The sequence below is a fragment of the Caballeronia sp. AZ7_KS35 genome (assembly GCF_023631045.1).
Taxonomy (GTDB): Bacteria; Pseudomonadota; Gammaproteobacteria; order Burkholderiales; family Burkholderiaceae; genus Caballeronia; species Caballeronia zhejiangensis.
In genome coordinates this window covers 405130-422591 of the sequence record NZ_JALQDV010000001.1, presented here as the reverse complement: position 1 = coordinate 422591, position 17462 = coordinate 405130, and the positions used below count along the sequence as shown (strand labels likewise).

General features: G+C 63.4%; 17 protein-coding genes and 1 pseudogene. 4 read left to right on the top strand and 14 right to left on the bottom strand.

The features are described from left to right. Positions 1-11 precede the first annotated feature (11 nt). On the bottom strand, positions 12-1517 hold the full coding sequence (locus tag NCT05_RS02045; RefSeq protein WP_250501679.1) for a recombinase family protein: 1506 nt from the start codon (positions 1515-1517) through the stop codon (positions 12-14). Between the two features lie 34 nt (positions 1518-1551). Between NCT05_RS02045 and NCT05_RS02040 the strand changes: the two are divergent. Next, positions 1552-2417 (top strand): annotated as a pseudogene (locus NCT05_RS02040) (ATP-binding protein); the annotation flags it as partial. Positions 2418-2797: 380 nt separating this feature from the next. Here NCT05_RS02040 and NCT05_RS02035 read toward each other — a convergent pair. Continuing rightward, entirely contained in the window at positions 2798-3400 is a 603-nt protein-coding gene (locus tag NCT05_RS02035; RefSeq protein WP_034470777.1) for a hypothetical protein, read from the bottom strand. Between the two features lie 138 nt (positions 3401-3538). Here NCT05_RS02035 and NCT05_RS02030 point away from each other — a divergent pair, with 138 nt between their 5' ends. After that, on the top strand, positions 3539-4075 hold the full coding sequence (locus NCT05_RS02030; RefSeq protein ID WP_008351800.1) for a peroxiredoxin family protein: 537 nt from the start codon (positions 3539-3541) through the stop codon (positions 4073-4075). A gap of 50 nt (positions 4076-4125) precedes the next feature. Here NCT05_RS02030 and NCT05_RS02025 read toward each other — a convergent pair whose 3' ends face one another. The 6 genes from NCT05_RS02025 to NCT05_RS02000 form a co-directional block, all read right to left on the bottom strand. After that, complete coding sequence (locus NCT05_RS02025; protein ID WP_175979753.1) at positions 4126-5469, bottom strand: sigma-54-dependent transcriptional regulator; 1344 nt, start codon at positions 5467-5469, stop codon at positions 4126-4128. A 20-nt stretch (positions 5470-5489) separates the two neighbouring features. Continuing rightward, positions 5490-7484 carry a sensor histidine kinase gene (locus tag NCT05_RS02020; protein ID WP_175979752.1) on the bottom strand — a complete coding sequence of 665 codons (1995 nt, stop codon included), beginning with the start codon at positions 7482-7484 and terminating at the stop codon, positions 5490-5492. Between the two features lie 25 nt (positions 7485-7509). Next, positions 7510-8799, bottom strand: a complete 1290-nt coding sequence (locus NCT05_RS02015) for a dicarboxylate/amino acid:cation symporter (RefSeq protein WP_008351804.1) — start codon at positions 8797-8799, stop codon at positions 7510-7512. A gap of 408 nt (positions 8800-9207) precedes the next feature. Next, positions 9208-10209: a lipoyl synthase gene (gene lipA, locus NCT05_RS02010; protein WP_008351805.1), complete on the bottom strand. Its 1002-nt coding sequence runs from the start codon at positions 10207-10209 to the stop codon at positions 9208-9210. After that, the gene (gene lipB / locus NCT05_RS02005) at positions 10206-10970 is read right to left on the bottom strand and encodes a lipoyl(octanoyl) transferase LipB (RefSeq protein ID WP_250501678.1); all 765 of its coding nucleotides are present in this window, start codon (positions 10968-10970) and stop codon (positions 10206-10208) included. Before lipB ends, lipA begins: the two co-directional genes overlap by 4 nt. Before the next feature lie 83 nt (positions 10971-11053). Continuing rightward, entirely contained in the window at positions 11054-11380 is a 327-nt protein-coding gene (locus NCT05_RS02000; protein ID WP_033536549.1) for a DUF2917 domain-containing protein, read from the bottom strand. Positions 11381-11503: 123 nt separating this feature from the next. Between NCT05_RS02000 and NCT05_RS01995 the strand changes: the two genes are divergently transcribed. After that, the gene (locus tag NCT05_RS01995) at positions 11504-12457 is read left to right on the top strand and encodes a transcriptional regulator GcvA (RefSeq protein ID WP_008351810.1); all 954 of its coding nucleotides are present in this window, start codon (positions 11504-11506) and stop codon (positions 12455-12457) included. On the opposite strand, the gene NCT05_RS01990 is transcribed toward NCT05_RS01995, so the two are convergent. Genes NCT05_RS01990 through NCT05_RS01980 form a run of 3 tightly spaced genes read right to left on the bottom strand, consistent with a single transcriptional unit; the run spans position 12441 to position 14885 of the window. Then, positions 12441-12749, bottom strand: a complete 309-nt coding sequence (locus NCT05_RS01990) for a DUF493 family protein (protein ID WP_034470775.1) — start codon at positions 12747-12749, stop codon at positions 12441-12443. The two genes, NCT05_RS01995 and NCT05_RS01990, sit on opposite strands and share 17 nt — an antisense overlap. An 11-nt stretch (positions 12750-12760) precedes the next feature. Further along, positions 12761-13672, bottom strand: a complete 912-nt coding sequence (locus NCT05_RS01985; RefSeq protein WP_250501677.1) for a D-amino acid aminotransferase — start codon at positions 13670-13672, stop codon at positions 12761-12763. 10 nt (positions 13673-13682) lie between these two features. Further along, positions 13683-14885, bottom strand: a complete 1203-nt coding sequence (locus NCT05_RS01980) for a D-alanyl-D-alanine carboxypeptidase family protein (RefSeq protein WP_033536586.1) — start codon at positions 14883-14885, stop codon at positions 13683-13685. A 33-nt stretch (positions 14886-14918) separates the two neighbouring features. Between NCT05_RS01980 and NCT05_RS01975 the strand changes: the two genes are divergently transcribed. Then, the gene (locus tag NCT05_RS01975; protein ID WP_144403732.1) at positions 14919-15242 is read left to right on the top strand and encodes a hypothetical protein; all 324 of its coding nucleotides are present in this window, start codon (positions 14919-14921) and stop codon (positions 15240-15242) included. Between the two features lie 12 nt (positions 15243-15254). On the opposite strand, the gene NCT05_RS01970 is transcribed toward NCT05_RS01975, so the two are convergent. From NCT05_RS01970 to NCT05_RS01960, 3 genes are read right to left on the bottom strand one after another with little or no spacing between them, the layout of a single operon-like run. Continuing rightward, positions 15255-15881, bottom strand: a complete 627-nt coding sequence (locus NCT05_RS01970; RefSeq protein ID WP_250456625.1) for an alpha/beta hydrolase — start codon at positions 15879-15881, stop codon at positions 15255-15257. Next, positions 15878-16207, bottom strand: a complete 330-nt coding sequence (locus tag NCT05_RS01965; RefSeq protein WP_008351817.1) for a (2Fe-2S) ferredoxin domain-containing protein — start codon at positions 16205-16207, stop codon at positions 15878-15880. The genes NCT05_RS01970 and NCT05_RS01965 overlap by 4 nt, the downstream gene beginning before the upstream one ends. Before the next feature lie 58 nt (positions 16208-16265). Further along, positions 16266-17438, bottom strand: coding sequence for a VanZ family protein (locus tag NCT05_RS01960; protein ID WP_008351818.1), 1173 nt, complete (start codon positions 17436-17438; stop codon positions 16266-16268). Positions 17439-17462: the final 24 nt, after the last annotated feature.

The window sequence follows — 17462 nt, the reverse complement described above, 5'->3', positions numbered from 1 at the left end:
GAAGCACGAGTTCAAGTTTCACCGCCCCAGTGCCACTCGTATGGAAGGACCACCGTAGCCCCAATATGCGCCGACAAAATGAGGTCACCGGTCGCATAGCGAACGACGACAGCGGAGAACAGTTCTCGAAGGGCTACGTTGACGCGGGAAACCGCGCCGCCATCCAACGCCCCACGAAGCCCTGTTAGCCGAGCCTGAATGCTCTTGGTGCCTAGTAGAGCGCTTTTCTCCTTGAGGATTTTGGATATGTTGGCGTGTTCAGCCTCAACCTCCCTGAGGCGCTTTGTTAGTGCGGGTGAGCGCCCTATTTCGGTGATTGTGTTGACCAATTCTTCAAGCTGGTCCTCTAAATGCCATTGAGCGCCTTGAAGACTATCAACTTCCTTTGCGAGTCCCTCGGACCCATAGCTGACAACAGCCTCTTCGATATCGGAGTAGCCGATCCCGATTGCATGTTCCACCGCATCCAGCCTGACAGCCCGATACATACAGCCTGCGCCGCCCTTGGCCTTAGAGCAGACTAGATATGGCTTCCCTGCCTTCGTTGTCGCCCCTTTGGTTACCCGAGTCATGCGAGAGCCACATTCCGGGCAGACGGCAAGCCCCGCCAGCACGTTTTGGACTACCGCCCTGCCCTTGGTCTTGGTGGAAGTGGCCTTCAGCGCCTGCACCCGTGAGAACGTTTCCTGATCGATTATGGGAGGGTAATAGTTCGGAATAGTGTCGAGAGGTTGTCGTTGCGCTTTCCCGTCTACATGCTCTAGCGTGCCGGTCGTCAAGGTGCCGATTACGGCCGGGTTGGTCAGAACCTTATGAATGTACGAGGCGTGCCAATGGGAGGCCCTTCCAAAGGGAGACACTCCTTGCTCATTGAGCGTGCGGGCAATTGCCTCCTTCCCTTGCCCATTAAGGGTCCATTGGAAGACCTGACGCACCACGGAGGCGCGGTCCTCTACGACTTCGAATTCACCGTTACCTAGCCTCAACCACCCGGGAGCTTTGGAGGTGAGAATATGGCCCCCTTCCTGTACCTTGGCCCTTTTACCAATCCATGCCTGTTTCAGCCGTGTGGATTTAGTCAGCGACTCTTCGTGAGCGCGGATCATGACCAGCAGCGACATGATGAGGTCCATTGGGTTACGGTCGATGGCCGCTTTGCTGTATTCCTTTCGGTCCGCCAACGTCACCAGAGTTACGCCCATGCTGATGATGCTCAGGAATAGCCCTTGAGCCTCGGTGACGACACTGCGAGAGATACGGTCCAACGACTCCACCAAAAGGAAACAATCGGAGTCGATATCGCCATCCTCCACAGCCCTGAGAAAGAGCCGTAACGCCCCCGTGGCGGCATTCTTCCCACGGAAGGCCGAAACCCCTTGGTCAGCGAAGCGGAGGCCGGTGTCAAGCTCCAGACCGTGTTCCACCGCGTAGGCTTCTGCCAATGCAGTCTGACGCCTGAAGGAGTCACCCTGAGCCTGCTCCGGGGTCGAGAAGCGAAGGTAAGAATAAGCTTTCATGTACGTAGTATAGCCGGGGTCCTATCGGAATACCATGCTGATGGTCGGTCCGCCCGGCGCGGGCAAGTCGATGCTCGCCGCGCGCCTGGCCGGCCTGCTCCCGCCGATGAACGACGACGAAGCGCTCACCTCCGCCGCGATCCTTTCGGCGAGTTCGCTCGGCTTTACGCCCGAGCAGTGGCGGCGACGGCCGTTCCGCGCGCCGCATCATTCGGCGAGCGCGGCGGCGCTCGTCGGCGGGCGCAATCCGCCGCAGCCGGGCGAGATCACGCTCATCTCGGCGTCCTGTTTCTCGACGAGCTGCCCGAATTCGACCGAAAAGTGCTGGAAACCCTGCGTGAGCCGCTCGAAGTCGGCCAGATCACGATTTCGCGCGCCGCACAGCAGGCGGAATTTCCGGCGGCCTGCCAGCTCGTCGCCGCGATGAATCCATGTCCGTGCGGCTGGCGCGGCGACCCGAGCGCGCGCTGCCGCTGCTCGCCCGATGTCGCCGCGCGTTATCTGCGCAAGCTGTCGGGTCCGCTGATGGATCGCATCGACATTCAGATCGAGTTGCCGGCGCTCTCGCCCGCGGAACTGTCGGCGCGCGGCACCGAGCGCGGCGAGTCGAGCGCCGTCGTCGCGGCGCGGGTCGCGGCGGCCCGCGACATACAGACGCAGCGTCAGGGCAAGATCAACCGCGATCTCGACGGCCGCGAAGCCGACGCCGTCTGCCGCCCCGATTCCGCCGGTGAAGCCTTGCTGCGCGCTGCGGGCGAGCGCTTCGGCTGGTCCGCGCGCGCGTACTACCGCGTGCTGAAGGTCGTGCGGACGATCGCGGATCTCGCCGGCGCCGATATGCCCGACGCGTCCCATGTCGCGGAAGCCGTTCAGTACCGCCGGGCGCTGTCGATCGCCTGAAGCCAGCGCGGACGCGGGGTGGTCCGCGCGATGCTAAGCGGAAAATTACTTGTCAAGACTTGACTTATGCACACTGAAGCGATCCGGGGCGGCCCTTCGTCTGATCAAACCCCGGTTTTCGTCACATTCCACAGACCATTGATTTTATTGAATTATTTAACTTGCCGCGAACGAAGGCAAACTAACGTAAACCGCATGAGTCGGGCTTTTGAGCGCTACCACACACTGTTTTCCACAAAGTTATCCACAGACATTGTGGATAGCGCAAAAAGTCCATACGAATCCGAGAATTAGCGCGTAAACTTCGGAAGGAACTTCGGCTATTTCCGACACACTAAGACACTTCTTAAGTTAGTGCCTGCAGAATTCGAGGCCTTCCTCTAAAACAGTTTGAAGGACGAAAAGAACTGCTCGGCCTGCTCGGTCGGCGTCGTCTTGTCTGACACGATCGCCAGTTGATAGACGTGCGCGCCGCGTGCCACGAAGCGCGCGTGAATCGTCCGCGACTCGCGCTTCTCCCCGCCTTCGCCCTTCACCTCGATCTCGCTGCCCAACACGCGTCCGCCCGCCGCGAGGTCGATCTGCGTCGCACGCGCCTCGGGCTTCGCATTCACGTTGCGGGCGAGACCTTGCTGGAGGAAATCGAGTGTCGCGCGCTGCAATTGCGGATCGGCGCTCGGCAGCACGACCGTGCCGACGGCGAACACGGCGTCGCCGGCTTCTGCGGTCTGCATGCGCATCGTCATCGACCGGCCTGCGATGTCGATCTTGCGCTCCTCGGAACGCGGCTTCGCGGGCAGCGTCACTTCGTAGCCGTCGTCGTTGTTCGTCACGGTGCGCCAGTCGTATGAGGGCGTGCACGCGAGCAATGCGCCGCATGTGACAGTTGCGCACATCAGCTTGTTGGCGGAAGCAATATTCGGAAGAAAGCGCGCGGCCGCGCGCCGCAAACGGACAGGAAACACGGGGAAAACTCGTTTCATGAGGAATCGCTGCGTGAAAACCATCATTATCGCGCTGCGATGCCGGGCTTATCGGCGCGTCACGAACGCATCCCGAAATTGGCGCTAAAATACGCAGCAGTCTCCGTTCCGTTCGCCGGAGCGCCATCCGAGGTTCCCATGTCCCAAGCCACGCAAGAAACATCCACGCGCGCGAAGAGTCCGCTGCGTTACATCGTGATGGCGCTCGTCGCGGGCGTGATCGCCTGCACCGGGTATTTCGCCTTCGGCGGCCAGCAGAAAGTGCCGGACGCGACCTTCACGCTGCTTTCGGGACAGAAGATTTCGACGTCGGGCGATCTGAAGGGCAAGGTCTATCTCGTAAATTTTTGGGCGACGAGCTGCGAGACATGCATGAAGGAAATGCCGCAGATGATCGACACGTACAACAAATTCAAGGGCCGCGGCCTGGAGTTCGTCGCGGTCGCGATGAACTACGACGCGCCGATGTACGTCAACAACTACGCGCAGACGCGCAAGTTGCCGTTCAAGGTCGCGATGGACGACGGCAGCGCCGCCAAGCAGTTCGGCAACGTGCAACTGACGCCGACGACCTTTGTCATCGACAAGAACGGGAAGATTTTGAAGCGCTATGTCGGCGAGCCGACGTTCGCGGAACTGGATCAACTGCTCGACAAGGCGCTCGGTTCGGCCTGAACGCCTTTACGCGAAACACGCAGCCCGCTGGCGACAACCAGCGGGCTTTTTTATCGCTCGGACGAATCGCCTTTCACGACGATTCCGTATCGCTTGATCTTCTCGTACAGCGTCGCCTTGCCGAGCTGCAGCCGATCCGCCGCCACCGCGACCGCGCCGCCGCACTGCTCCAGCGCCTGCCCGATCACCGCGCGCTCGAACTGCTCGGTGCGTTCCTTGAGCGATTGCGTCGATGTGTCGAGCGCCGCCGCCGCACGGCTGTCGTCGAGAATGCCGAGCACCATGCGATCCGCCGCGTTGCGCAACTCGCGCACGTTGCCCGGCCAGTCGCGCTGCATCAGTTCGGCACGCTGACGATCCGTGATGAGCGGCGCGGGCCGCTCGTAGCGCACGGCCGCATCGAGCAGAAAATGCTCGAAGAGCGGCACGATATCTTCGCGCCGCTCGTTGAGCGGCGGCAGCGTGATCGTCACCACGTTCAGCCGATACAGCAAGTCGCGTCGGAACGTGCCATCGGCGACGAGTTCGTTCATGTCGCCCTTCGCCGCCGCGACGACGCGCAGATTCGCGCGCACCGGCTGATTCGAGCCGAGCCGCTCCAGCACGCCGTCCTGCAATACGCGCAGCAGTTTCACTTGCAATGACAGCGGCATGCTCTCGATTTCATCGAGAAAGAGCGTGCCGCCCGACGCATGCTCCAGCTTGCCGATACGCCGCTTCTGCGCGCCCGTAAACGCGCCGGCCTCGTAGCCGAACATCTCCGATTCGAACATCTGCTCCGGCAGCGCGCCGCAATTCACCGCGATGAACGGCTTGTCGCGACGCGGCGACATGTCGTGCAGGCTGCGCGCGATGAGTTCCTTGCCCGCGCCCGTATCGCCGTTGATGAGCACGGAGGCATCCGTCGGCGCGATGTTCGCGATCAGCCGGCGCACCTGCTCGATCGCGAGACTGCGCCCGATGATGCGGCTCTGCCCCGCGCCCGCCAGCTCGCGCCGCAGCGCCTGGTTCTCGAGCACGAGCGTGCGGCGCTCCAGCGCGCGGCGCACCGCTTCGATCAGGCGCTCGGACGCGAACGGCTTTTCGATGAAGTCGTAGGCGCCGTCGCGCATCGCCTGCACGGCCATGGAGATGTCGCCGTGGCCGGTGACGAGAATGACCGGCACTTCGGGCGCACGCTCGCGGCATTGCGCGAGCAGATCGAGGCCGCTCGCGCCGGGCAAGCGGATATCGCTCACGATCACGCCGGGGAAACTCGCGTCGATCGCGCGCGCGGCGGATTCGACGCTGCCGTGCCCGATCACGTCGAAGCCCGCGAGTTGCAGGCTCTGCACGCTCGCGCGGCGCACGAGTTCGTCGTCCTCGATGAAGATCACCTGCAAACCGGTGGTCATGTGTTGCTCCAACTGTGTTTTCAAGCGCGCCGCAAAGTCAGCACGAACTCCGCGCCGTGCGAATGATCGGCGTCCGCCTGGGTGCCGCCTTCGGGACCGTCCGCGACGATCGGCGCCTCGCGATTGCGCGCGACGAGCGTGCCGCCGTAATCGCGCGCGATCGCCGATGAAATCGCAAGCCCGAGGCCCAGTCCCTGCCCCATTTCCTTCGTCGTGAAGAACGGCTCGAAGAGTTTCGGCAGCGCATCGACGGGAATGCCGGGACCATTGTCGCGCACGATGAGCTCGATCGTATCCGCGTGGCCATTCAGTTCGATGACGATGCGCGGCCTGTCGCACGACGCGACTGCATCGAGCGCGTTGCCGATCAGGTTGATGAGCACCTGCTCCAGCCGCAAGTCCTCGCAACGCACGAAGATCGGCGCGCTGCCTTCGGCGAGTTCCGGCGCGATATCGATGACGACGTTCTTCATGCGCGGACGCAGCATCGAGAACACTTGGCGCAGCGCCCGCGCGACGTCGGCGCGCGCATTCTTCGGCCGCGCCTTCGTGACGAACAACTTCAGCTGATTCGTGATGTTGCCCATGCGCTCGGTCAGCGACGCGATCGCTTCGAGATTCTCGCGCGCCGCCGCCTGATCGCCGCGATCGATCAGCACGCGAGTGTTGTCGGAAAAACTGCGCAACGCGGCGAGCGGCTGATTCAGTTCATGCGTGATGCCCGCCGCCATCTGGCCGAGCGCGGCGAGCTTGCTCGCCTGAATGAGCTCGTCGTGCGCGGCGCGCAGATCCTGTTCGGCGCGCGTGCGCTCGTTCACTTCCTTCGTGAGTTGCGCGTTCGCTTCCGATAAATCCGCCGTGCGCTCCGCGACGCGTTGATTCAATTCGGCATACGCGGTCTGCAACATCTCCCGGCTGCGGATCATCTCGCGCACGCGCGCGCGCCGCATGCGCCAGTAGAACGCGAGCAGGCACAGCGAGACGAATACGAGCGCGGTGACGATGACCGCGATCTGCGCGCCGCTCTCGACGGGATCGAGCGCGGCCATCGTGATCAGTTGCCAGTCGGGTTCGCCGATGGAGCGATGCGTCGCGAGAAACGCCGGCGCATGGTGTCCGTCTCGCCCGCCGCCGCCGACGCGCACGATCTGCGCGCCGCCCTCGAGCGTCTTTACGATAGTCATCGGCAGCGGCGTGATCGCCTGTTGCGCGTATTGGCGCGTCGCATAGACGGACGCCTCGACGTTCTGCGGCAGCGGCCGCACCGTGTGATATTTCCACGCGGGCACGGACGAGAGAAAGATGACGCCGTGATCGTCGGTGACGATGAGCGGCTCGGATGCGTCCGCGCCTTGCAGCCATTCGAGATTCAGCTTCACGACCGCGACGCCGATGATCTCTTTCGTGCCCTCGCGATAGACCGGTTGCGAGATGTAGTAGCCGGGCTCGGTCGAGATCGTCCCGATGCCGAAGAAACGGCCGGTGCTGCCCTTCATCGCGTCGATGAAATACGGCCGGAAGTTGTAGTCCACGCCGACGAAACTGTCCGTCGCGTTCCAGTTGCTCGCGGCAACCGCGATGCCGTTTGCGCGGATCAGATACGTGACGGTGGCGTGCGAGCGCGCGTTGAGGTCCTCGAGATAACGGTTCGCGCGCTCGACGTTCGCACGATCCGGATGATCGAGCGCGTCCTGCACGACCGGATGCCGCGACAGCAGATAAGGCAGATATTCGTAGCGGTCTAGCGTGCTCTTGAGCGTGTTCGTCGTGCGATCGACGCGCGCGGCGGCGTTGAGCCTCAACTCGTCGATGCCGCTTTGCCACGCGAGATGCCACGTGAGCGCGCAGCACGCCACGAGCGCGGCGAAAAGCGCGAAGAACACGACGATGCGGCGCGACACGTGAGCAGATTCCCGCGAAAGAGGATCTGCCATTGTGTCATAGGCTTGTGGCGAATCAGGCGCCGGAAACGACTGCGGCGAAGCACTCGCGGACTGAGGCTTCGCCGCTTGCATGATCGCTTCCGGCTTCAGTGCGGATTCAGACCGACTTCGCTTCTTCGGCGTCGGTCACGTCGACGTCGCGCGACAACGCCGCCTTCAGCTTGCTGCGATCCAGCTCCTTCTCCCATGCCGACACGACGACCGTCGCCACGCCGTTACCGACGATGTTCGTCAGCGCGCGGCATTCCGACATGAAGCGGTCGATGCCGAGAATCAGCACCATGCCCGCGAGCGGAATCGTCGGCACGACGGCGAGCGTCGCGGCCAGTGTGATGAAGCCTGCGCCGGTCACGCCGGAAGCGCCCTTCGACGTGAGCATCGTCACGGCGAGCAGCGTCAGTTGCTGGCCCCACGAGAGATCGGTGTTGGTCGCCTGCGCGATGAACAGCACGGCCATCGTCATGTAGATGTTGGTGCCGTCGAGGTTGAACGAGTAGCCTGTCGGCACGACGAGACCCACGACCGAACGCGAGCAGCCGAGCTTTTCGAGCTTGAGCATCAGTTGCGGCAGCGCGGCTTCCGACGACGACGTGCCGAGCACGATCAGCATTTCTTCCTTGATGTACGCGATGAACTTCAGGATGTTGAAGCCCACCATGCGCGCGATCGCACCGAGCACCACGACGACGAAGACGATCGACGTCAGATAGAACGTGCCGATGAGCTTGAGCATCGGCAGCAGCGAACCGATGCCGTACTTGCCGATGGTAAACGCCATCGCGCCGAACGCACCGATCGGCGCGAGCTTCGTGATGATGCCGACCATGCCGAACAGGATGCTCGACAGACCTTCGATGAACGTCGTCACGACCTTGCCGCGCTCGCCGATATGCGCGAGCACCGCGCCGAACAGGAGCGCGATCAGCAGGATCTGGAGGATTTCGCCCTGCGCGAACGCCGACACCAGCGTGTCCGGGATGATGTGCAGGAAGAAATCGACCGTGCTCTGGCCGTGCGCCTTCGTCGCGAAGGAATCGACGGCCTTGTGGTCGAGCGTCGAAGGATCGACGTTGAAGCCGACGCCCGGCCGCAGGAGGTGCGTCGCGGCGAGACCGAGGATCAGCGCGAACGTCGACACGACTTCGAAGTACAGCAGCGCCTTGCCGCCGACGCGGCCGACCTTCTTCATGTCTTCCATGCCGGCGATGCCGGTCACGACGGTACAGAAGATGATCGGGCCGATGACCATCTTGATGAGTTTGATGAACCCGTCGCCGAGCGGCTTCATGTCGGTGGCGAGCGAGGGATAGAAGTGCCCGAGCGCGATGCCGATGATGATCGCGACGATCACCTGCACGTACAGGACTTTATGGATGGGTTTTTTCACGATGTTTCCAGGCGATAACAAGCATTTGGCGGAAGTACGGCCAGCGGCGAGCGTTGACGCGGGGCGGGCGTGTGTGGGCACGTCTGAACGCGTCGATGGGCGATAGCCGCTTCGTCGACGGATCAGGGACGTTTGGATGCGAGAGGGGTCATCGGCTTGTCTCCTTGACTTTTATGGGCGGCTCATGGGCCGTGCCGTTTGTATCGCAAGGGCAATGCCAGGTTTAAGTTTCGCTTAAGCCGATGATTCTATGGGAGTTTTCTGAGCGGCTGGCGGCTTCGAATCCGGGATTCCGGAAATCCGGAATGCGGGCGTCCGGGGTTCTGGACGGTTAGCGCCTCGATTACGAGAAACAAAAAACCCACCGTCTCCGGTGGGTTTTCTCTCAGCGGAAGGGCGAAACCGGCGTCAAACCACGCCCGCCCCATGCGCCTGCACATCCGCGTGATAGCTCGAGCGCACCATCGCGCCGACCGCCGCGTGCGTGAAGCCCATCTTGTACGCCTCTTCCTCGTACATCTTGAAGGTATCCGGATGCACGTACGCCCGCACCGGCAGATGATGCTCCGAAGGCTGCAGATACTGCCCGATCGTCAGCATGTCGACGTCGTGGGCGCGCAGGTCGCGCATCACCTGAAGAATTTCCTCTTCCGTTTCGCCGAGACCCACCATCAGGCCCGATTTCGTCGCGACTTCCGGATGCAGCGCCTTGAAGTCCTTCAGCAACTTCAGCGAATGGTGATAATCCGAACCCGGACGCGCTTCCTTGTAGAGACGCGGCACCGTTTCGAGGTTGTGGTTCATCACATCGGGCGGCGCGGCGGTCAGAATGCCGATCGCGCGATCCAGACGCCCGCGGAAGTCCGGCGTCAGAATTTCGATGCGCGTTTCCGGCGAATGCTCGCGAACCTGCCTGATGCACTCGACGAAGTGCGCGGCGCCGCCATCGCGCAGATCGTCGCGATCGACGGACGTGATCACCACGTATTTCAGCTTCAGCGCGCCGATGGTGCGCGCGAGATTCAGCGGCTCGTCGGCGTCCAGCGGATCGGGGCGGCCGTGTCCGACATCGCAGAACGGGCAGCGGCGCGTGCACTTGTCGCCCATGATCATGAACGTCGCGGTGCCCTTGCCGAAGCATTCGCCGATGTTCGGGCAGCTCGCTTCCTCGCAAACCGTATGAAGACTGTGCTCGCGCAGGATCTTCTTGATCTCGTTGAAGCGCGAGTTGCCCGTCGCGGTGCGTACGCGAATCCACTCCGGCTTCTTCAGCTTCTCGATCGGAATGACCTTGATCGGAATGCGCGATGTCTTCGCCTGTGCCTTCTGCTTTGCAGTGGCGTCGTAAGCGGTGGGCGACGAAGCAGAAGCGGCGGTGTCGCCAGCCAGGTTTGCGGTTGCGTCAGTCATTCGGTCGATCCGGTTGTTGCAGCGGCAATTGCGGGGAGGCCGCCGATTTGAAGTGCCAGCCGTTCGGCCAGCACGAGAGCTACGTCGCGCCAGTCGGCCGCGACGCCGAGCGTCGCCATGTCGACCGTTTCGAGCCCCGCGTAGCCGCACGGGTTGATTGCGAGGAACGGCTGCAAGTCCATTCGCACATTGAGGCTCACACCGTGATAACTGCAGCCGTTGCGAATCTTGAGTCCGAGCGCGGCGATCTTCGCGCCTTCATGCGCCTGCGTACGATCGTTCGCGCCTTGAGGATGCCGCGCCACGTAAATGCCCGGCGCGCCGGCCTTGCGGTCGGTCGCGAGATTATACGTCGCGAGGGTTTCGATCACGGCCTCTTCGATGCGCCGCACCAGCTCGCGCACCATGAGCTTGCGGCGGCGCAGGTCGATCAGCAGATAAGCGACGATCTGCCCCGGCCCGTGATACGTGATCTGTCCGCCCCGATCCACCTTTACGAGCGGAATGCCGCTTTCGGCGAGCAGCAGATGCGCCGGATCGCCCGCGAGACCGAGCGTGAAGACGGGCGGATGCTCGACGAGCCAGATTTCGTCCTGTGTTTCGGGCGTGCGGGCGTCGGTGAAGGCGCGCATCGCGTCGAAGCTCTGGCTGTACAGTTCGAGACCGCGCCAGCGCAACGCGACCGGAAAGTCACCGGAACTGAGCACGGTGGCGGGCGCGTCGTGGATTGCTTGTGGGATGGCGAGCGGTGTGGCGGACATGGTGCCGGTAGTTTACCGAAATAGCCCCATGCCCGCCGATGGTGAATTCGCATGCCTTCGATGGCAAATGCGAATACTTGGGGTCAGACGGTTCTCCATCCGGAGCGCAACCGCTGCGCGAGACGCTCGATGCGCGTCGAAACCCAGTGCATCGCGCGTTCGTCGCAGCGCGGCAGGATCGTGAAGACGACATAGGCCGGACGGTCGCCCTCGACGGAAAGCCAGAGCCGCTCGCGCTCGCGCAGCTTGAGATTGTCGCCGGGCACGAGCCAGTAATCCTCGATGTCGTTGCTTCGCGTCGCCCAGACGGGACTGCCGTGGACCATGAGACGCGTGCCGCGCGCAATTCTCATCGGCACGGTTTCGCCGGGCTTGATTTCGAAGGTGACGCTTGTTGATATTTCTCGCATGATCCACTCCGCCAAGCGAACGTTTCGATGACTACAATCCTAGGCGTGACAAGGCATCAGGCAAAACGATCAATTTTCACTGCTATGTGAGCTGTATTGACAACGACACCGCCGACAATCCATATGGACCTCCGCCAGCTTCCCGCCCTGAACGCGCTGCGCGCCTTCGAAGCCGCCGCCCGTCACGAGAGCTTTTCCCGCGCCGCCGACGAGCTTTTCGTCACGCACGGCGCGGTCAGTCATCAGATTCGCGCGCTGGAGTCGGAGCTCGGCGTGTCGCTGTTCGCGCGCGACGGCAAACGCGTGCGTCTCACCGATCGCGGCCGGCAGTACGCGGCGGAAGTGCGCTCGGCGCTCGTCGCGCTGGCGGAATCGACGCGCCGCATCCGCTCCGGCGATCGCGACCGGCGGCTGATCGTATCGACGATTCCGTCGTTTTCCGCCCGCTGGCTGACGCCGCGCGTCGGCAGATTCATCGAGCAGCATCCGGATATCGATCTCGAACTGCTGACGACAGCCTCGCTCATCGATTTCAACCGCGACGACGCGGACGTGGCGCTGCGTTTCGGCTACGGCAAGTACGCGGGTCTGCACACCGAGGAATTGCTCGACGAGGTTTTTTTCCCGGCGTGCTCACCGAACTTTCGCGGCGGCGCGCTGCCCCGCGTGCCGCGCGATCTGGAAAAGCTGCCGCTTCTGCGCTCGGACGACGAGCTCTGGCGTCCGTGGTTCGACGCCGCGGGACTCACCGATCTGCCCGAACCGAAGCGCGGCGTCTTGTATGAGGATTCGTCGAATTTGCTGCAGGCGGCGATCGACGGTCAGGGCATCGCGCTCGTGCGCCGTTCGCTCGCGATGCAGGAAATCATCGCGGGACGGCTCGTGCGGCTTTTCAATGTCGAAGGGCCGAGTCCGTGGAAGTATTACTTCGTGTGCCCGACCGCGCTGCTTCAGACGAAGCGCGTCCACGCGTTCAGGGAGTGGGTTTTCGAGGAAGCGGAGCAGTTCAGGCTGCTCTACGAGCGCACGCCGGCGGTGTGCGATGCGCCCGCGGGCAAGATCAAAGCACTACCTTGACCATCGGATGGCCGGTGAGCGCGCGATAGATATCGTCGAGATGCGCGCGATTCTGCGCGCGCACGGTGCAGGTGAGACCGGTGTAGTTGCCGCCCGAAGACGGGCGCGACTCCACACGCGACGCGTCGAAATCCTTGTCGAAAGCCTTGAGCACATCGACGATCGTGTCGTGGAATTCCGGATGCGTCTTGCCCATCACCTTGATCGGGAAATCGCAGGGAAAATCGAAAAGCTCGTCGGCGCTGTGCTTGGCGCTGTCGGTCGGATCGGTAGCTTGTGGCTTGTCGGTCATGTCTTTCTCCTTCACTTGCCGCGCTTCGCCTCGTCGGCGAATTCGCGCGCTTTGGCCCGCTGGTAGGCGTCGTACAGTGCAGCATAGACCGGACCGGGGCGGCCGTCGCCGACGCTCTTGCCGTCGAGCGTCGTGACCGGCATGACTTCCTTCGTCGCCGAGCTGATCATGATTTCGTCCGCCGAACGCAATTCTGCTTCGGTGATGTCGCGCTCCTCGAACGCGATACCCGCCTCGCGCGCCAGTTCCTCGATGAGCCCGTAGCGGATGCCTTCGAGAATGCGCGGTCCGCGCGGCGCGCCCAGCAGCGTGCCGCCCTTCACGATCCACACATTTGAGGACGAACCCTCGGTAAGCAAGCCGTCGCGCAACTGAATGGTTTCGAGCGCGTCGTTTTCGGCGGCGTGCTGCGCCATCAGCACGTTGCCGAGCAACGACACCGATTTGATGTCGCAATGCAGCCAGCGTTTGTCTTCGGCGGTGACGGCGACCGCGCCGCGCGCGCGATCCGCCGCGCTCGGGAACACGAGCTGGCCGAGCATGACGAACACGGTCGGCACGATGCCCGACGGGAACGCGTGCCCGCGCCGTTTGGCGACGCCGCGCGTCACCTGGATGTAGACGAGCGCATCGCCCGCGCCGGCGTTCTCCGCGACGACGCGATCGATCAGCGCGCGCCAGCCGGCGTCATCGAACGGATTGCCGATGCGAATCTTGCCGAGACTGCGATCGAGCCGCGCGAGATGCTGCTTCAGGCGGAACGGCAGACGCGCGCCGTCGGCTTGCGCGTAGAGCGGCACGACTTCGTACACGCCGTCGCCGAAGATGAAACCGCGATCGAGCACGGGAATGCGCGCTTCGGAAAGCGGTCCCCACTCGCCGTTCAGATAGACCGTCGGATCGAATGCTTCGGCTTGGCTCATCACAGGCTCCTTACTTACGCTTTTGCCACCAGAGCAGCGCCGAATCCCACAGGCGGCCGAAGATGCCCGCTTCCGGCACATCCTGCAACGCGACGAGCGGGAACTGCGCGACTTCCTTGCCATCGGCCATCATCTTGACGCTGCCGATCTGCTGGCCCTTCTTGATCGGCGCGACGATCAGATTGTCGTGCGTGACCGTCGGCTTGACCTTCTCGCCCAAGCCCTTCGGCACGGTGATGTACTGATCCGTCGTGACGCCCGCCTGCACGTTGTCGGCCGCGCCCTTGTACACGCGCGGCGAATCGATCACCTGATTCGCCTTGTACAGACGCAGCGCGTCGTACGCGGTGTAGCCGTAGTTCAGCATCTTCAGGCTGTCCTGCACGCGGTTGTGTTCTTTCGGCTCGCCCATCATCACGGCGACGAGGCGGCGGCTCGCGTCGGGCACGCCGACGAGCGAACGCTTCGCGGTCGCGATCAGGCAGTAGCCGGCGGCCTTCGTGTGGCCGGTCTTGAGGCCGTCGACGGTCGGATCGAGCCACAGCAGGCGATTGCGGTTCGGCTGCTTGATCTTGTTGTACGTGAAGTCCTTCACCGAGAAGATGCTGTAGTACTCGGGGAAGTCGCGGATCAGGCGCGTCGACAGCACGGCGAGATCGCCCGCGGTCGTGTAGTGCTGCGGATCGGGCATGCCGTTCACATCGGCGAAATTCGTGTGCGTCATGCCGATGCGCTTCGCCGCCGCGTTCATCAGCGTGACGAAGTTGCCTTCGCTGCCGCCGACGAGTTCCGCGAGCGCGATGGCCGCGTCGTTGCCCGACTGCACGATCATGCCGTACACGAGATCGTGCACGGTGACGGGCTTGTTCGCCTCGATGAACATGCGCGACTCGTCGGTGCGCACGCGGCGCACGGCCTCGCTCGGCATGACGGTCTGATCCATGTTGATCTTCTTCGACTTCAACGCATCGAAGACGAGATACGCGGTCATCAGCTTGGTGAGCGATGCCGGCTCGACGCGCTCATCGGGATTGCCCGAGGCGAGCACCTGATTGCTGGTGGCGTCGACGAGCACCCACGAACGGGCCGTCACGTCGGGCGGCGGAACCTGGGCGAAAGCGCTCGCCGCCGCCAGCACGGCGGGCAGAACGAAAACGGCTTTTGCGGAAACGGAAACGGAAGGAAAAGACAGGCCGGAAGGGACAAAGCGCATAGGATCGATCGGCGGAAAAAGCACGCTGCGACGATGACGATCGAGGATCGGATGATCGGCGAAGCACGGGTTGAACAGGCTGACCGTCGCTGTCGGTCGGGCATTTCGCCAGGACAGCGGCACGCGCGGCGCCGCGGCGAAAAGCGCTCGTTCGACAGACGGACGCAAAAACGGTTCTCAGAAGCCGGGGTTTCGACGGCCGCGATACGTCGAATGCAACGTCGCGCGGCCGGAATCCGTGAAAAAATTCTGCGCCATTATACGCGCGGGCCGCTTCCGTTTTCCTTGGAATCTGCGCGGTTGCCGCTCGTTTTAACGTTTTTCAGGCTGCGCTTAGCCGCTTTTGCCGATCGATGACGAGCGATGCGCTCAACGCCACGCGTCGACGATCACGCGCTTCAGGATATGCAGCTTGCGATGGAAGAAATGCTCGCCGCCCGGAATCACGACGACGGGCAGCTCCTGCGGCCGCGCCCAGTCGTAGACGGATTGAATCGGCACGGTGTCGTCGACTTCGCCGTGGATCACGAGCGTCGTGTCGGGCACGGCCGCGACTTCCCAGCGGCTCGCCGCCGTGCCGACGAACACCATGCGCTCGATGTCCTTGCCGGCATCACGCATGCGCTTCGCGACGTGCGACAGCACGAAGGTGCCGAACGAAAAGCCCGCGAGCACGATCGGCACGTCCGCCTGACCCGGCTGCGCGCGCATGTGATCGATCAGCGCGAGCAGATCGTCCTGTTCGCCGATGCCGTTGTCATGCTCGCCGCCCGTCTGCCCGACGCCGCGAAAGTTCGAGCGATACGTCGTGTAGCCGAGCTGGACGAACGTGCGCGCGAGCGTCTGCGCGACCTTGTTGTCCATCGTGCCGCCGAAAAGCGGATGCGGATGCGCGACGAGCGCGATGCCGCGCGGCGCGCTGTCGGTCTTGTCGAGCGCGCATTCGATCTTGCCGACCGGACCGTCGATGAGAAACTTTTCGGTTTGCGCGTTCATGCGGGTTGATCGATCAGAAGACGTTCGACGATTTTGCCGTTGGCGAGATGCGAATCGACGATCTCGTCGATGTCGGTTTCATCGACATACGTGTACCAGGTGCCTTCCGGATACACGACCACGACCGGCCCGAGTTCGCAGCGGTCGAGGCAGCCGGCCTTGTTGATCCGCACGTTGCCTTCGCCCGCGAGACCCAGTTTTTTCACGCGCTTTTTAGCGTATTCCTGCATGGCCTGCGCGTTGCAGTTCGCGCAGCTCGGACGCGCCGCATCGGCTTCGCGCTGGTTCAGGCAGAAGAACACGTGGTACTTGTAGAAGGAATCCATGAGCGGGTGCGATGAGAGTGTCGGTCGATTATAGCCAGCGATGTTCGTGCCCGCCGTATCAGGCCGAGCGCCCCGCCTTGCGCGCGCGCCGCCGCGCGAGCCACGCGCGCTCCGCCGCCGAAGCGAGCCAGCCGAGCGCCGCGTACGGCCACACCCACGCGAGCCAGTGCGCAAGCCCGTTGAAATGCAGATAGCGACCCTGCCGCCAGTCGGCGAGCACGATGTCGAAATACGGATTCACCGGCAGCAGATTGATGAGCGCGAGCGAGATCACGAGCGCCCCGCCCGCGAGCGCCGCGCGCAAGCCGCGCGGCAACGCGACCGACAGCACGCCCGCGATCGTCGCGATGGCGATGCCTTCCAGCGCGCCGTCCGTCGCCCAGTCGAAGGTCAGGCCCGCGCGCGACTGCAGAAAGCTTGCGCCCGCTTTCGCGAAGATCGTCATCGCGATCAGGCCGAGCATCAGCCGGATGCGTGGCGCGCGCTGCCGCGTGAGCAGCGTCGCGAGCACGAGCGCGGCGAACAGGCTCGTCGATGTGATCAGCGCTTCCCAGGCGTCGTCCGGCAGAAGCGCGCCGAGCCGGTCCGGCCAGCTTTCGATGTCCCACGCGGCGGGCGTCCACGCGAGAATCGCGTCCTGCATCGCCGGGTCGAGCTCGTCCCACAGCACGCGCGGAAGATCGCCGCCGCCGAAGAGATACGGCGCGGGGAACATCGCCGCGAACGGCCAGAGCGCCGTCAGCCCGAGCACATACGCCGCGTCGCGCTCGAACCACGTAAAGCGGATGCGCCGCAACAGGCCGCGATCGAGAAGCGCGCTCGTCGCGGGCGCGATCAGCATGCCGCCGACGAGCGCGCCGAACGCGTTCGCGGCGAGATCGAGGTTCGAGGCGACGCGCGTCGGCAGATACGTCTGGATCGCTTCCATCGCGCCGGAGAGCAGCGCGCCGCCGATGAGCGCCGCGCCGACCGCGAATGTGCCGCGCAGACGCGGATAGAGCGCGAGCACGATCAGCGCGCCGAGCGGCATGTAGCCGAGCACGTTGGTCACGACATCGAAAACGGTCAGATATTGCGGCAGCGGATCGGTGAGATACGCGAGCGGGCTCAATCCGAGCGAGCGCCAGCCGGAAAACGGATAAAGCGAACCGTAGACGACGAGCGCCGCATACGCGGCGAGCGCCTGCCGGGAGAACGCCGACGGGCGACGCTGCCATTGCTTGATCGTCATGAGCCGCCCGGACGCTTCGATGCT

What these genes read in the sequence shown, in the direction of transcription:
- NCT05_RS02045 (WP_250501679.1), bottom strand. Translation starts at nt 1,517, where the DNA reads ATGAAAGCTTATTCTTACCTTCGCTTCTCGACCCCGGAGCAGGCTCAG.
- NCT05_RS02035 (WP_034470777.1), bottom strand. Translation starts at nt 3,400, where the DNA reads ATGAAACGAGTTTTCCCCGTGTTTCCTGTCCGTTTGCGGCGCGCGGCC.
- NCT05_RS02030 (WP_008351800.1), top strand. Translation starts at nt 3,539, where the DNA reads ATGTCCCAAGCCACGCAAGAAACATCCACGCGCGCGAAGAGTCCGCTG.
- NCT05_RS02025 (WP_175979753.1), bottom strand. Translation starts at nt 5,469, where the DNA reads ATGACCACCGGTTTGCAGGTGATCTTCATCGAGGACGACGAACTCGTG.
- NCT05_RS02020 (WP_175979752.1), bottom strand. Translation starts at nt 7,484, where the DNA reads ATGCAAGCGGCGAAGCCTCAGTCCGCGAGTGCTTCGCCGCAGTCGTTT.
- lipA (WP_008351805.1), bottom strand. Translation starts at nt 10,209, where the DNA reads ATGACTGACGCAACCGCAAACCTGGCTGGCGACACCGCCGCTTCTGCT.
- lipB (WP_250501678.1), bottom strand. Translation starts at nt 10,970, where the DNA reads ATGTCCGCCACACCGCTCGCCATCCCACAAGCAATCCACGACGCGCCC.
- NCT05_RS02000 (WP_033536549.1), bottom strand. Translation starts at nt 11,380, where the DNA reads ATGCGAGAAATATCAACAAGCGTCACCTTCGAAATCAAGCCCGGCGAA.
- NCT05_RS01995 (WP_008351810.1), top strand. Translation starts at nt 11,504, where the DNA reads ATGGACCTCCGCCAGCTTCCCGCCCTGAACGCGCTGCGCGCCTTCGAA.
- NCT05_RS01990 (WP_034470775.1), bottom strand. Translation starts at nt 12,749, where the DNA reads ATGACCGACAAGCCACAAGCTACCGATCCGACCGACAGCGCCAAGCAC.
- NCT05_RS01985 (WP_250501677.1), bottom strand. Translation starts at nt 13,672, where the DNA reads ATGAGCCAAGCCGAAGCATTCGATCCGACGGTCTATCTGAACGGCGAG.
- NCT05_RS01980 (WP_033536586.1), bottom strand. Translation starts at nt 14,885, where the DNA reads ATGCGCTTTGTCCCTTCCGGCCTGTCTTTTCCTTCCGTTTCCGTTTCC.
- NCT05_RS01975 (WP_144403732.1), top strand. Translation starts at nt 14,919, where the DNA reads ATGACGATCGAGGATCGGATGATCGGCGAAGCACGGGTTGAACAGGCT.
- NCT05_RS01970 (WP_250456625.1), bottom strand. Translation starts at nt 15,881, where the DNA reads ATGAACGCGCAAACCGAAAAGTTTCTCATCGACGGTCCGGTCGGCAAG.
- NCT05_RS01965 (WP_008351817.1), bottom strand. Translation starts at nt 16,207, where the DNA reads ATGGATTCCTTCTACAAGTACCACGTGTTCTTCTGCCTGAACCAGCGC.
- NCT05_RS01960 (WP_008351818.1), bottom strand. Translation starts at nt 17,438, where the DNA reads ATGACGATCAAGCAATGGCAGCGTCGCCCGTCGGCGTTCTCCCGGCAG.